Origin of the sequence: Thauera humireducens (assembly GCF_001051995.2) — a bacterium.
Taxonomy (GTDB): Bacteria; Pseudomonadota; Gammaproteobacteria; order Burkholderiales; family Rhodocyclaceae; genus Thauera; species Thauera humireducens.
Window position 1 is genome coordinate 3,765,377 of sequence record NZ_CP014646.1, and the last position, 12,971, is coordinate 3,778,347.

A 12,971-nucleotide genomic window follows, 5' to 3' on the forward strand; every position below is an offset into this window, starting at 1 on the left:
TGCTGTGCGTGAGGCCGCGCTGCGCCTGCGTGGCTGGCCCGGTGTCGGCCCGCAGCTTGCCGGACAACTGGCGAAGCTCGACATCCGCGGGCCGCAGGACCTGCTGCTTCACCTGCCGCTGCGCTACGAGGACGAGACGCGGCTGACCCCCATCGCCGCCGCGCGCCCGGGGTTTGCCGTGCAGGTGGAAGGCGAGGTTCGGTCGAGCGAGGTCGTGCTGCGTCCGCGCAGGCAACTCGTCGTGCGCATTGCCGACGATTCCGGAACACTTGTCGCCCGCTGGCTCAATTTCTATCCCTCGCAGCAGAAGCAGCTTGCGGCCGGGCGTCGCGTGCGCCTGTTCGGGGAGGTGCGGGGCGGCTTCTTCGGCGACGAGATGGTCCATCCCCGCGTGCGCGCAGTGGAGGCGGGGGAGGCCCTGCCGAACGCACTGACACCGGTGTATCCGACCACCGCGGGCGTGGGGCAGGCCACGCTGCGCAAGCTCATCGATCGCGCGCTCGCCAGCGAGATGCTGGACGATCCGCTGCCCGCGGCGGCGTGTCGCGGCCTGGGGTTGCCGGGCTTTGGCGAGGCCTTGCGCGCCTTGCATCATCCGGCGCCCGATGCCGACCCGGCCGCGCTCGAGCTGCGCGAGCATCCGGCCTGGCGCCGCGTCAAGTTCGAGGAATTGCTGGTGCAGCAGATGTCGCTGCGCCGTGCCTACAACGCCCGCCGCGCCCGCCAGGCCGTGTCGCTGCCCGCTCGCGGCCAGCTGACCGCGGCCTTGCTTGACACCCTGCCTTTCCAGCCCACCCGCGCCCAGTCGCGCGCGGTGGCCGAGATCGCCCTCGACCTCGCTGCGCCGCACCCGATGCAGCGCCTGCTGCAAGGCGATGTTGGCAGTGGCAAGACCCTGGTTGCGGCGTTGGCGATGCTCCAGGCCGCAGAGAACGGCTGGCAGGCGGCGATGATGGCGCCGACCGAGATCCTCGCCGAGCAGCACTGGCGCAAGCTGTCCGACTGGCTCGCGCCGCTCGGCATCGGGGTGGCCTGGCTGTCGGGCAGCCGCAGGAAGCGCGAGCGCGAGGCCGAGCTCGAACGCCTGCGCAGCGGCGAGCTGCTGCTGGCCGTGGGCACCCATGCGCTGATCGAGGATCCGGTGACCTTGCCGCGGCTGGCGCTGGCGGTGGTCGACGAGCAGCACCGCTTCGGCGTGCGCCAGCGTCTTGCGCTGCGCGAGAAGGGCGAGGCGGGCCGGCGCCCGCACATGCTGATGATGTCGGCCACCCCGATCCCGCGCACCCTGGCGATGACCCACTACGCCGACCTCGATGTCTCGGTGCTCGACGAGTTGCCGCCGGGGCGCACGCCGATCCGCACCAAGCTGGTGTCCGACGCCCGCCGCGACGAGGTCGTCGAGCGGGTGCGGCAGGCCTGCCTCGGCGGCCGCCAGGCCTACTGGGTGTGCCCGCTGATCGAGGAGTCGGAGGCGCTGCAGTTGCAGACTGCAGTCGAGACCTTCGAGACGCTGGTCGCAGCGCTGCCCGAGCTCAAGGTGGGCCTGGTGCATGGGCGCCTCAAGGCCGACGAGAAGTCCGCCACAATGAAGGCCTTCTCCGCTGGCGAACTCGACGTGCTGGTGGCGACCACCGTCATCGAGGTGGGCGTGGATGTCCCGAACGCCAGCCTGATGGTCATCGAACACGCCGAGCGTTTCGGCCTCGCCCAGTTGCATCAGCTGCGCGGCCGAGTCGGCCGTGGCAGCGCCGAGTCGGTCTGCATCCTGATCTACGCCCAGCCCCTGTCGCAGACGGGCCGTGAGCGCCTGAAGGTGATCTACGAGAACACCGACGGTTTCGAGATCGCCCGCGCCGACCTGCGTATCCGCGGCCCCGGCGAGTTCGTCGGCGCGCGCCAGAGCGGACTGCCCTTGTTGCGCTATGCGAGTCTCGAGGACGACACCGCCCTCATCGATCCGGCACGCGAGTGGGCCGAGCGCATGCTGCGCGACATGCCCGAGGCGAGCGAGCGCCTGATGCAGCGCTGGCTGGGCGGGCGGGAAGCCTTGCTGCGCGCGTGAGCGTGCATCGCCGTAACGAGGTAGTCGGGAGGGGTGGGCGTTCGTGGAGAAGGCGAGGACTGTCCGAGCGCAGCGAGTTCCGCAGTCTTCGGAACGAATGCCCACCCCTCCCGACGGTGGTAGACGCTCTCGGTTGCTGCGCTCCGCTAGTACAATCCGGCCTCGTCCTGACGACCAAGCATGCTGATCCGTCCTCCTAGCGAAACCTGGCTGGCCGCCCCGCCGCGCACCCGCGCGCCGTCTCACCTCATTCCCTGGCTCACCGACCCGTCGTCGCTGACCGCGCGGATCCGCGCGCGCTGCGAGCGCGTCAGCGTGAACCTGCTGTCCCAGGGACTCGCCTCGGCCGTGCCCGACGAGGCGACGCTGCTCGGCCTGCGCCCTGGCGAGCGGGTGTGGGTGAGGGAAGTCCTGCTGCTCGCCGACGGCCGTCCGGTGGTGTTCGCCCGCACGCTGTTGCCCCGTGGACATGTGCGTGGCGCCTGGAACCTCTTCCACGGCTTCGGCGCCCGTCCCCTGGGGGCCGCCTTGTTCGCAGATCGGGCCATCGCGCGCGCACCGCTCGCCTGTGCCCGGCTCGATGCACGCGATGCGCGTTATCATCGCGTCCGCGCTGCCCTGGCCGCGCACGCGCCCTCGGAGCTTGTGCCGCGCGAAGTGTGGGGGCGTCGTTCGCTGTTCCATCGTCACCACCGCGCGCTGATGGTCAGCGAGTTCTTCCTGCCCGCGATTTTCGATCTGCCCCGATGCCCGACACGATGAGCCTCACCGACAAGCTGCCGCACTACGCCCGCCTGATGCGGATCGACAAGCCCATCGGCACGCTGCTGTTGCTGTGGCCGACGCTGTGGGCGCTGTGGTTCGCCGCCGATGGCTGGCCGCCGCTGCAGGTGCTGGTGATCTTCGTCGTCGGCACCTTCCTGATGCGCTCTGCCGGCTGTGTCATCAACGACTATGCCGACCGCGACTTCGACGGTCATGTCGAACGCACCCGCAACCGTCCGCTGGCCACTCGGGCGGTGAGTCCGCGCGAGGCCTTGCTGCTGGCCGCCGGCCTCTCGCTGCTGGCGTTTCTGCTCATCCTTCCGCTCAATGCGACCGTGCTCTGGCTGTCGCTGCCGGCCCTCTTCCTGGCGGGAAGCTACCCGTTCACCAAGCGCTTCCTTGCCATCCCGCAGGGCTACCTGGGAATCGCCTTCGGCTTCGGCATCCCGATGGGCTTCGCCGCCATCCTCGGCGAGGTGCCGCTGGTGGGCTGGGTGATGCTGCTGGCCAACGTTTTCTGGGCGATCGCCTACGACACCGAGTACGCCATGGTTGACCGACCTGACGATCTCAAGATCGGCATCAAGACATCGGCGATCACCTTCGGGCGCTTCGACGTCGCGGCGGTGATGCTGTGCTACGCGATCACGCTTGGCCTGCTCGCCGCGGTGGGCGTGGCAGCGGAGCGCGGCGTGGCCTGGTTCGCCGGCCTGCTCGTCGCGGCAGGCATTGCCGGCTACCACTACACCCTGATCCGCGAGCGCGACCGCGCCGGTTGCTTCAAGGCCTTCCGCCATAACAACTGGCTGGGTGCCGCGATCTTCGCGGGTCTCTTCATCGACGACCTGCTGCGCCGGGCCTGAGCGCGGCGTCGGCCTCACTGCGTATTCTCTGGACCCTGACATGCACTTCATGACCGCCCTCGAAGCCGCCTGGCACCAGCGTAACAGCCTGCTGTGCGTCGGCCTCGACCCCGATCCCGCCAAGTTTCCCGCGCACCTGCAGGGCAGGCCGGATGCCATCCTCGAGTTCTGCAAGGCCGTCGTCGACGCCACAGCCGACCTGGTGTGCTGCTTCAAGCCGCAGATCGCCTATTTCGCCGCCCAGCGCGCCGAAGACCAGCTCGAAGCGCTGATCGAGCACATCCACCTCGCCCATCCCGACACGCCGGTGATCCTCGACGCCAAGCGTGGCGACATCGGCAGCACTGCCGAGCAGTACGCCATCGAAGCCTTCGAGCGCTTCAAGGCCGACGCGATCACGGTCAACCCCTACATGGGCCGCGACTCGGTCGATCCCTACCTGGCCTACCCCGAGAAGGGGGTGATCCTGCTGTGCCGCACGTCCAATCAGGGCGGGTCGGACCTGCAGTTCCTCGACGTCGACACGCCGCGGGGGCGCATGAAGCTCTACGAGCACGTCGCCCGCACGGTGGCAGAGGACTGGAACGCCAGCGGCAACTGCGGCCTGGTGGTCGGCGCCACCTTCCCGGGCGAGATCGCGCGCGTACGCGAACTGACGGGCGACATGCCGCTGCTGGTGCCCGGCATCGGCGCGCAGGGCGGCGACATCGTCGCGACCATGGCGGCCGGGCGGACCGCGAAGGGGGCCGGACTGATGATCAACTCCTCGCGCGCAGTGCTGTATGCGGGCAGGGACGAGGATTTCGCCGAGGCCGCGCGCAAGGTGGCGCTCGACACCCGCGACGCGATCAACGCCCATCGCTGATCCCGGCTGCAACTTGAGGTCGACGGCGGAGTCTGTCGTCAGACCCGCGCCACGTGCGCACTGCACCTTTCAAGAGACGCCCGCATGAAATACGACGACCTGCGCGACTTCATCACCCAACTCGAGGCGCGCGGCGAACTGAAGCGCATCGCCGTGCCGGTCGATACCCACCTGGAGATGACCGAGATCGCCGACCGCGTGCTGCGCGCCGGCGGCCCGGCGCTGCTGTTCGAGCGCCCGATGACCAAGGGGGTGCCGCAGGCGATTCCCGTCCTCGCCAACCTCTTCGGCACCCCGCAGCGGGTGGCGATGGGCATGGGCGAGGATGTGGCCGACGGCAACTGGAGCACACCGCTGCGCGAAGTCGGGAAACTGCTCGCCTACCTGAAGGAGCCCGAGCCGCCCAAGGGGCTGAAGGACGCCTGGGAGAAGCTGCCGGTGCTGAAGCAGGTGCTTAACATGGCGCCGAAGGAAGTCCGCTCCGCGCCCTGCCAGCAGGTGGTGTGGGAGGGCGAGGCGGTCGATCTGGCGAAGCTGCCGATCCAGCACTGCTGGCCCGGCGACGCCGCGCCGCTGATCACCTGGGGCCTGGTGGTGACGCGCGGGCCGCACAAGAAGCGGCAGAACCTGGGCATCTACCGCCAGCAGGTGATCGGCCGCAACCGCGTGATCATGCGCTGGCTGGCGCACCGCGGCGGCGCCCTGGACTTCCTCGAGCACCAGCGCGCGCATCCCTGTGAGCCCTTCCCGGTCTCGGTGGTGCTGGGTTGCGACCCGGCGACCATCCTCGGCGCGGTGACGCCGGTGCCGGATTCGATCTCGGAGTATCAGTTCGCGGGCCTCTTGCGCGGCGCCAAGACCGAACTGGTGAAGTGCCTGGGCAACGATCTGCAGGTGCCCGCCTCGGCCGAGATCGTGCTCGAAGGCGCGATCCACCCGAATGACATGGCGCCCGAGGGGCCCTACGGCGACCACACGGGCTACTACAACGAGGTCTCCGACTTTCCCGTCTTCACCATCGAGCGCATCACCATGCGCCGCGACCCGATCTACCACAGCACCTACACCGGCAAGCCGCCCGACGAGCCGGCGATGCTGGGCGTGGCGCTCAACGAAGTCTTCGTGCCGCTACTGCAGAAGCAGTTCACCGAGATCGTCGATTTCTACCTGCCGCCCGAGGGCTGCTCCTACCGCCTGGCGGTGGTCAGCATCCGCAAGCAGTACCCGGGCCACGCCAAGCGCGTGATGTTCGGCATCTGGAGCTTCCTGCGCCAGTTCATGTACACCAAGTTCATCATCGTGGTGGATGAGGACGTGAACATCCGCGACTGGAAGGAGGTGATCTGGGCGCTGACCACGCGCATGGACGCCACCCGCGACACCACGCTGGTCGACAACACCCCGATCGACTACCTCGATTTCGCCAGCCCGGTGGCCGGCCTCGGCAGCAAGATGGGGCTGGACGCCACCAACAAGTGGCCGGGCGAGACGAGCCGGGAGTGGGGCACGCCGATCGTCATGGACGCGGCGGTGAAGGCGAAAGTCGATGCAATGTGGGACGAACTGGGACTTTGACCCGGCCGGCAGGGCTTGGGTGCGCGCCGTTCATGTTGCGCTGCGGCGGAACGACGTGGCACCCTGCAGGTCGAAGCGTTCGTCATCAGGGAGGTCGCCGCTTGGGTCGACCGCCCCCTGTCCTGAGGAAAAACGATGAGCAACCCCGTTCCCGCGCCGCTGCAGGCCGGCCAGCCCTCCGAGAACATGGTCACGGTCACGCACCTGATCTATGCGCTGCATGCCTTCGCAGTGTTCACCGGTGTCGTCGGCTCCGCGACCATCATCGGCAGTTTCGTCGCCAGCCTGCCGTCGATCGCCGCGATCATCCTGAACTACTGGAATCAGGCCGCGGTGCGCGGCACGTGGGTCGAGAGTCACTTCCGCTGGCAGATCCGTACGTTCTGGTTTGCCGTGCTGTGGATCGCTGTCGCCGTCCTGCTGGCGCTGACCGTGATCGGCATTCCGTTCGCGCTGCTGCTGATCGGCGTGGCCGGGCTGTGGGTGCTGTATCGCGTGGTGCGGGGCTGGCTCGCCCTGATCGGGCGGCGTGCGCTGCCGATGGATTGAGCCGTTGCGGCCCTCAGGGCTGCGCGCTCCACACCCATTCGAGCAGGGCGTCCTGTGCTGATGCGCTGGCGCCGGCCTCCGGGTGGTTCACCATCATGACCACCACGTGGCGGCGGCTGTTGCGGTCGAGGACGTAGCCGGCGATCGCGCGCACGCCGTTGAGCGTTCCGGTCTTGATGTGTGCCTGACCGCTGGCCGGACTGTTGCGCAGCCGGCGGCGAGCGGTACCGTCGAGCCCTGCGACGGGCAGGGCCGAGATGTATTCCGGCATCCACGGTCGCTGCCACGCGAGCATCAGCATCTGGCCTAGGGTGCCGGCGCGGATCCGTTCGATGCGCGATAGCCCTGCGCCGTTCTCGATGACCAGGCCATCCACACTCAGCCCTGCCGCAGCGAGCCCCTCGGCTGCTGCGTGCGCGCCGCGCGCAACCGCGTCCGGCGCCTCGGGCGCTTCCGCTGGAGACCTCGCGCCCAGACTAGCAAGCAACTGGCGCGCGATGACGTTGCTCGACCACTTGTTCATGTCGCGCACGATGTCGGCAAGCGGCGGCGACTCGTGCGTGAGCAGGACCTGTGCATCGGGTGGCATCAGTCCGGACCGGATCTGGCCGTCCAGGCGTCCGCCGGCTTCGGCCCAGAGGGTCGCGACCATCGCCGCACCGAACTCTGCCGGCGGCAGCGGCGCCGCGCTCCAGGTACGCGGGCCGCAGGCAGCCGGCAGGCTGCCGCTCAGCACGAGGCGGCGGCCCGGTTCGATGCGTGCCTCGAGGTCGCGATACCACACGTCGCAGCCTGCTGCCGAGGTGACGATGCGATTGTCGACCACCACGCCCGCCAGGGGCGGCTCGGCGAGGACGGTCACCGCCTGATTGGGCTGGCGACCGGGAAAGAGCGCCAGCTCCAGGGTGTTGTAATGCATCAGCAGACCGTGAGGGCCGCTGTTGTAGGGCCGCAGGCCGCGCCCGTCGAAGGCATCGGGGTCGTGGGGGGGCAGTTGCAGCACCGAGCCGTCGAGTACGATGTCGCCCGCGATGCGATCGATGCCGAGTCCCCGCAGGCGGCGCAGGAGCTTGCCGATCCGGTCCTTGTCCAGTGCCGGGTCGCCGCTGCCGACGATGTACAGGTTTCCGCTGAGGACGCCTTGCGACATGCCGGCGTCGCTGGCGATACGGGTACTCCAGGTATGGGCCGGGCCGAGCTGGTCGAAGGCAACGAAGGCCGTCACCAGCTTCATCACCGAGGCTGGATTCATCTCGGTGTCCGCGTTATGGCGAAGGCTTGGCGCTGCTGCGTCGACGGGTTGCACCCACACCGACACCGCACTGTCGGGAATCTGCGCCGATGCCAGGGCCAGCTGCACGGCGGGAGGCAGTGCGTCGTGCGCGGCGGCCGGGAGGGCAAGCAGCACGAGGCTGCAGAAGGTGGCTCTAAATCCGAACTGAATGTCGCGCGGTAGGGTACTACGACACAGTCGTTTGATGCAGTGCGACAAATTCACCCTCTTGGGTCTGTAGAATGCAGGCTGTGAAGAAGAAAACTGCCCGTCTGAATGCATGGGTGCGGTCGTCGGAGCGGTACTTTCCGGCGTGGTTGCGGGGGCTTGGGAATGAGTGGATTTGGGCATTATGCGCGCACGGCCGACGAGCTGGAGCGCGAAATCTATAAGCGGGGACTGGCCTTGGGGATCGACTGGGACGATCAGGTGCGGCTGCGGGAGCTCGCGCGGCAGGCCCTGAGCAGCGAACCGGGCAACGTCATGCGACTGCTGCGCAGCCCGATCCGGCAGGACAAGCTGACCGGGGAACTGTTTGCATTGTCCGAGTTGATGCTCAATACGATGCGACAGAGCGCGCAGATCGGGGTGCATACCAGCGGCGGCAGGGCGTGGAAAGCCTTCGGTCGCGCCTTGTACCAGGAGTCCGAGAGTCTGGAGGAGGCGGGCGCCTGAGGCGACCCGCCCCGGAGCTGGATTCAGCTCAGCGGTTTTTCGTCGGCGAACAGCGCCGAAACGGATTCGCGCTCGCGGACCAGATGCGACTGCTTGCCATCGACGATCACTTCGGCGGCGCGTGGGCGGGTGTTGTAGTTGGAGCTCATGGTCATGCCGTAAGCGCCTGCGGACAGGATCGCCAGCAGGTCGCCTTCGGCCGCGGCCAGTTCGCGTCCGCGGGCGAGGAAGTCGCCGCTCTCGCAGATCGGGCCGACGATGTCGTAGGTCTGCGTGGCTACATCGCGCTCGACGACCTCGACCACCTCGTGCCACGCATCGTAGAGAGCCGGACGCGCGAGATCGTTCATGGCAGCGTCGACGATGGCGAAGTTCTTCGTCTCGCCGGGCTTGAGGTATTCGATACGGGTCAGCAGCAGCCCTGCGTTACCGACCAGCGACCGGCCGGGCTCGAAGCAGAGCTCTTCCTTGCGGCCTTCGAACACCTTCAGCAGCGGTGCGAGATACTGCGCCACGCTTGGCGGGGCTTCGTCGCGGTAGCGGATGCCGAGTCCACCGCCAAGGTCGATGTGCTCGAGCACGATGCCGTCGGCGGCGAGCCGATCCACCAGGTCCGCCACCTTCTGTGCGGCCTCGGCGACGGGTGCCGGGTCGAGCAGTTGAGAGCCGATGTGGCAGGCGATGCCCGCGATGTGCAGGTTGGGCAGCGTCGCTGCGCGGCGGTAGAGCGATTGGGCATCGGCAAAGGCGACGCCGAACTTGTTGTCCTTGAGTCCGGTGGAGATGTACGGGTGCGTCTTGGGATCAACGTTGGGATTCACGCGCAGGGCGATCGGTGCGGTCTTGCCAAGTTCAGCGGCGACTGCGTCGAGGCGCTCCAGCTCGGTCGCGGATTCGACGTTGAAGCAGCGGATGCCGGCCAGTAGGGCCTGGCGCATTTCGCTCCGGGTCTTGCCCACGCCCGAGAATACGACCCGGTCGGCGCGGCCTCCGGCCGCCAGCACGCGGGCCAGTTCGCCGCCCGAGACGATATCGAAGCCCGCACCCAACTGGGCGAACACGGACAGGACGCCGAGATTCGAGTTGGCCTTGACCGCGTAGCAGACGAGCGCCTTGCGGCCGCTCAGGGCCTGCTTCCAGGCGTCGAAGGCAGACGTCAGTGCGGCCCTGGAGTAGACGTAGGTGGGCGTGCCGTACTGCTCGGCGATCTGGGGCAGCGACAGGCTTTCGAGGGTCAGCACGCCGTTCTCGGCATGCAGGGTCGGTGTCGGCAGCGGGGCGGCGATGTTGTTCTGGTCAGTCATTGGAGCTCGCGGTCTGAGAACGGGTCCGGGTGCAGGACGGGTTTGCTATGATCGGCGCCCGGTGCCGCCGGGCCGGACGTGCCGGTCTTGGGGGCAGGCAGGTAGAGCGGGCCCTTGATGCCGCAGGCCGAAAGGAGCGCGCAGGAAAGCGCGATTGCGGTAATTTTGGCTCGCATCGCCGTCATTCACGAAAAACTGGAATGCTAACAGAAGGGATCCGCATGGAAGAGGCTGCATTCAACGCGCTGGCCGAGGCTGAGCTCGAGCGTATCGAGAACGCACTGGAGGCGTGCGGCGCCGATATCGACATCGAACCCAAGCCCGGCGGCATCCTGGAGATCGAGTTCGACAACGGCAGCAAGATGATCATCAACCGCCATAGCGCCGCGCGCGAGATCTGGGTGGCTGCCCGGTCCGGCGGATTCCACTTTCGCCATGAGCAGGGTCGCTGGGCCAATACGCGCGGAGGCGACGAGCTGTGGGCAATGCTGGCTGCGCTGGTGAGCGACCAGGCTGGCGAGGCCGTCAGCCTGGTCCGTCCGGACTGATCCGTCAGCGCCGGATGGGCACCGGCATGCGGTCTTCGACCGGTGCAGGTGCTTGCGCGGCTGGAATCGGGCGACTGAGGGGGATGGGCGTCGGCGGAATGGCTTCTTCAGGCGCCTCGAGCGCAGGGCCCTGATCGTCGGATGCAAACATGTTCCGCAGCCAGTCGGGAGCAAGCGGAGGTTCCGGCGGCTCGTATTCGGCGTACTGGTAATCCATCCGGCTGCCGTCTCCGGCCTGAATCTGGACCAGGCCGTCGGGACGCGGGCGCTGGGCCTCCGGGCTGCCTTCCAGCGCCTTGCTCATGTAATTGATCCAGATCGGCAATGCCGCCGCGCCACCGGTTTCGCCACGGCCGAGATTGCGCGGCTGACTGTAGCCGACCCAGGTGATGGCGACGACGTCAGGGTTGTAGCCGCAGAACCAGGCGTCCAGATAGTCGTTGGTCGTGCCTGTCTTGCCAGCCAGGTCGTTGCGCTTGAGGCTGCGCGAGCGCGCAGCCGTTCCTCGCCGCATCACGTCCTGCATCATCGAGTCCATCAACCAGGCATTTCTCGGATCAAGCACGCGTGGTGCACTCTGTCCCGCCACGGGAGGGTCGGTGCGCGCGACCAGGCGGCCGTTGCCGTCGTAGATCTCCTTCACGACATAGGGGTCGATGCGGAATCCGCCGTTGGCGAACACGGCGTAGCCCGAGGCCATTTCCCACGGCGTGACGCTACCGGCGCCCAGCGCCATCGTCAGGTAAGGCGGGTGCTTGGCTGGGTCGAACCCGAAGCGTCCAACATAATCCTGGGCGAAGACCGGCGTGATGTCCTGCAGCAGTCGGATCGACACCAGGTTGCGCGAGCGTGTGAGAGCGTCGCGCACAGTCATCTGCCCCGCGAACTTGCCATCGTAGTTCTTGGGCTCCCAGGCCTGGCTGCCCGTCACGCCGGCAGGGAAGTAGAGCGGATCGTCGGCGACCACATGTCCGGGGCCGTAGCCGCGTTCGAGTGCGGCCGAGTAGATGAACGGCTTGAAGCTCGACCCTGGCTGGCGCTGCCCCTGGGTGGCGTGGTTGAACTTCGTGCGGGCGAAGTCGAAGCCGCCGACCAGGGCGCGCACCGCGCCATCCTTCGGGTCGACGGAAACCAGTGCGGCCTGCACTTCCGGCAGTTGCGCGATCTCCCAGGTCTTGTCACCCGTATCGCGGATCCGGATGATCGCGCCGCGGCGGATTCGCCTTGTCTGTGGGGCTTTTTCTGCGAGCATCGGCGCGGCAAAGCGCAGGCCGTTGCCGCTGATCGTGATTTCTTCGCCGCGGCGGTAGACCGTCACGGCTTTCGGGGAGGCCTGCAACACCAGCGCGGCCAGCAGGTCATCGTGATCGTTGATGTCCGACAGTGCCTCATCCAGACGTTCATCGCTGACGCCGCTCTGTGGCAGGTCGACGAATGCCTCCGGGCCACGATAGCCATGTCGCCTGTCGTAATCGAGCACACCCTTGCGCAGTGCCGCGTAGGCCGCTTCCTGATCCTTGCGCGTGATGGTCGTCACGATCCGGATGCCCAGCTCATAGGCCTGGTCGCCAAACTGCTCGACCGCGATCTGACGAGCCATCTCGGCCACATACTCGCCGTGGATGCCGTTGTCTTGTTGTGCGCGCGCAACATGCGTGTCGCGTTGACTGCGCGTTGGCGTTGCGACCGCAAGTGCCTCCTCGAAGGCGTCGCGTCCGATGAATCCGGCCTCGAGCATGCGGCGCAATACATACTGTTGTCGCACGGTCGCGCGCGCCGGGTTGACGATCGGGTTGAAGGCCGATGGTGCCTTGGGAAGCCCCGCAAGCATCGCGGCTTCGGGCAGCGTGAGTGCGTCCAGCGTCTTTGCGTAGTAGGCGCGGGCGGCGGCGGCGAAGCCGTAGGCGCGCTGTCCCAGGTAGATCTGGTTGATGTAGAGCTCGAGGATCTGATCCTTGCTGAGCTCATGCTCGATCTTGAGCGCGAGTAGAATTTCGTAAAGCTTGCGATTGTAGGTTTTTTCGCGCGTAAGGAAGAAATTTCGCGCAACCTGCATGGTGATGGTGGATGCGCCCTGCCCGCGGCCGCCCGACGTCAGGTTTGCCAGTGCCGCTCGCGCAATCCCAACGGGATCCACGCCGGCGTGTTCGTAGAAGCGCTCGTCTTCGGCTGCAAGGATTGCGTGCTTGAGCACCGAGGGAACCTCGGCTATGCGAACGACATCGCGCCGCTCCTCGCCAAACTCTCCAAGCAAATGCCCATCTGCCGTATATACTCGCAATGGGACACGCGGACGGTAATCGGTCAGCGAGTCAAGGGAGGGGAGGTTCGGCCAGGCGAAGAGCGACACTGCCGCGAGTGTCGCCAGGCCGAGAATTGCAAGCGCCAGCAGCGCCGCGACCGGATAAAGGACCCAGCGCATCAGCAGTCCACATTGATGTCAATAGGGCGCGCATTATACGGGATGCCCTTCAGAGATGCTGTTTCCAGTC

General features: G+C 67.3%; 12 protein-coding genes. 8 read left to right on the top strand and 4 right to left on the bottom strand.

Going from position 1 to position 12,971, the window contains the following annotated elements; genetic code table 11:
- Window positions 1-4 precede the first annotated feature (4 nt).
- The 6 genes from recG to AC731_RS17515 all read left to right on the top strand — a co-directional run bounded on the left by recG (window position 5) and on the right by AC731_RS17515 (window position 6,679).
- Window positions 5-2,062 carry an ATP-dependent DNA helicase RecG gene (gene recG / locus AC731_RS17490; protein WP_082794365.1) on the top strand — a complete coding sequence of 686 codons (2,058 nt, stop codon included), beginning with the start codon at window positions 5-7 and terminating at the stop codon, window positions 2,060-2,062.
- A gap of 180 nt (window positions 2,063-2,242) precedes the next feature.
- Window positions 2,243-2,824 carry a chorismate--pyruvate lyase family protein gene (locus AC731_RS17495; RefSeq protein ID WP_048708069.1) on the top strand — a complete coding sequence of 194 codons (582 nt, stop codon included), beginning with the start codon at window positions 2,243-2,245 and terminating at the stop codon, window positions 2,822-2,824.
- Complete coding sequence (gene ubiA, locus AC731_RS17500) at window positions 2,809-3,690, top strand: 4-hydroxybenzoate octaprenyltransferase (protein WP_048708072.1); 882 nt, start codon at window positions 2,809-2,811, stop codon at window positions 3,688-3,690. The genes AC731_RS17495 and ubiA overlap by 16 nt, the downstream gene beginning before the upstream one ends.
- Window positions 3,691-3,730: 40 nt before the next feature.
- On the top strand, window positions 3,731-4,555 hold the full coding sequence (gene pyrF / locus AC731_RS17505; protein ID WP_048708074.1) for an orotidine-5'-phosphate decarboxylase: 825 nt from the start codon (window positions 3,731-3,733) through the stop codon (window positions 4,553-4,555).
- A gap of 84 nt (window positions 4,556-4,639) precedes the next feature.
- Complete coding sequence (ubiD, locus tag AC731_RS17510; protein WP_048708077.1) at window positions 4,640-6,130, top strand: 4-hydroxy-3-polyprenylbenzoate decarboxylase; 1,491 nt, start codon at window positions 4,640-4,642, stop codon at window positions 6,128-6,130.
- Window positions 6,131-6,265: 135 nt separating this feature from the next.
- Entirely contained in the window at window positions 6,266-6,679 is a 414-nt protein-coding gene (locus AC731_RS17515; RefSeq protein ID WP_004253761.1) for a DUF4870 family protein, read from the top strand.
- A 13-nt stretch (window positions 6,680-6,692) separates the two neighbouring features.
- On the opposite strand, the gene dacB is transcribed toward AC731_RS17515, so the two are convergent.
- On the bottom strand, window positions 6,693-8,087 hold the full coding sequence (gene dacB, locus AC731_RS17520; protein ID WP_048708079.1) for a D-alanyl-D-alanine carboxypeptidase/D-alanyl-D-alanine endopeptidase: 1,395 nt from the start codon (window positions 8,085-8,087) through the stop codon (window positions 6,693-6,695).
- A gap of 198 nt (window positions 8,088-8,285) precedes the next feature.
- Between dacB and AC731_RS17525 the strand changes: the two genes are divergently transcribed.
- Window positions 8,286-8,627, top strand: coding sequence for a hypothetical protein (locus AC731_RS17525; RefSeq protein ID WP_004253766.1), 342 nt, complete (start codon window positions 8,286-8,288; stop codon window positions 8,625-8,627).
- 23 nt (window positions 8,628-8,650) lie between these two features.
- Here AC731_RS17525 and lysA read toward each other — a convergent pair whose 3' ends face one another.
- Window positions 8,651-9,931: a diaminopimelate decarboxylase gene (gene lysA, locus AC731_RS17530; protein WP_048708082.1), complete on the bottom strand. Its 1,281-nt coding sequence runs from the start codon at window positions 9,929-9,931 to the stop codon at window positions 8,651-8,653.
- Window positions 9,928-10,116 (bottom strand): LPS translocon maturation chaperone LptM, encoded by a 189-nt coding sequence (gene lptM, locus AC731_RS20455; protein ID WP_038010915.1) that lies wholly within the window; start codon window positions 10,114-10,116, stop codon window positions 9,928-9,930. Before lptM ends, lysA begins: the two co-directional genes overlap by 4 nt.
- A 36-nt stretch (window positions 10,117-10,152) precedes the next feature.
- On the opposite strand from lptM, the gene cyaY reads away from it, so the two are divergent.
- Window positions 10,153-10,479 carry an iron donor protein CyaY gene (cyaY, locus tag AC731_RS17535; RefSeq protein ID WP_048708085.1) on the top strand — a complete coding sequence of 109 codons (327 nt, stop codon included), beginning with the start codon at window positions 10,153-10,155 and terminating at the stop codon, window positions 10,477-10,479.
- Between the two features lie 4 nt (window positions 10,480-10,483).
- Here cyaY and AC731_RS17540 read toward each other — a convergent pair whose 3' ends face one another.
- The gene (locus AC731_RS17540; protein ID WP_048708087.1) at window positions 10,484-12,901 is read right to left on the bottom strand and encodes a penicillin-binding protein 1A; all 2,418 of its coding nucleotides are present in this window, start codon (window positions 12,899-12,901) and stop codon (window positions 10,484-10,486) included.
- Window positions 12,902-12,971: the final 70 nt, after the last annotated feature.

Coding starts and splice junctions, on each gene's coding strand:
- AC731_RS17495 (WP_048708069.1), top strand. CDS start 2,243: ATGCTGATCCGTCCTCCTAGCGAAACCTGGCTGGCCGCCCCGCCGCGC.
- ubiA (WP_048708072.1), top strand. CDS start 2,809: ATGCCCGACACGATGAGCCTCACCGACAAGCTGCCGCACTACGCCCGC.
- pyrF (WP_048708074.1), top strand. CDS start 3,731: ATGCACTTCATGACCGCCCTCGAAGCCGCCTGGCACCAGCGTAACAGC.
- ubiD (WP_048708077.1), top strand. CDS start 4,640: ATGAAATACGACGACCTGCGCGACTTCATCACCCAACTCGAGGCGCGC.
- AC731_RS17515 (WP_004253761.1), top strand. CDS start 6,266: ATGAGCAACCCCGTTCCCGCGCCGCTGCAGGCCGGCCAGCCCTCCGAG.
- AC731_RS17525 (WP_004253766.1), top strand. CDS start 8,286: ATGAGTGGATTTGGGCATTATGCGCGCACGGCCGACGAGCTGGAGCGC.
- lysA (WP_048708082.1), bottom strand. CDS start 9,931: ATGACTGACCAGAACAACATCGCCGCCCCGCTGCCGACACCGACCCTG.
- lptM (WP_038010915.1), bottom strand. CDS start 10,116: ATGACGGCGATGCGAGCCAAAATTACCGCAATCGCGCTTTCCTGCGCG.
- cyaY (WP_048708085.1), top strand. CDS start 10,153: ATGGAAGAGGCTGCATTCAACGCGCTGGCCGAGGCTGAGCTCGAGCGT.
- AC731_RS17540 (WP_048708087.1), bottom strand. CDS start 12,901: ATGCGCTGGGTCCTTTATCCGGTCGCGGCGCTGCTGGCGCTTGCAATT.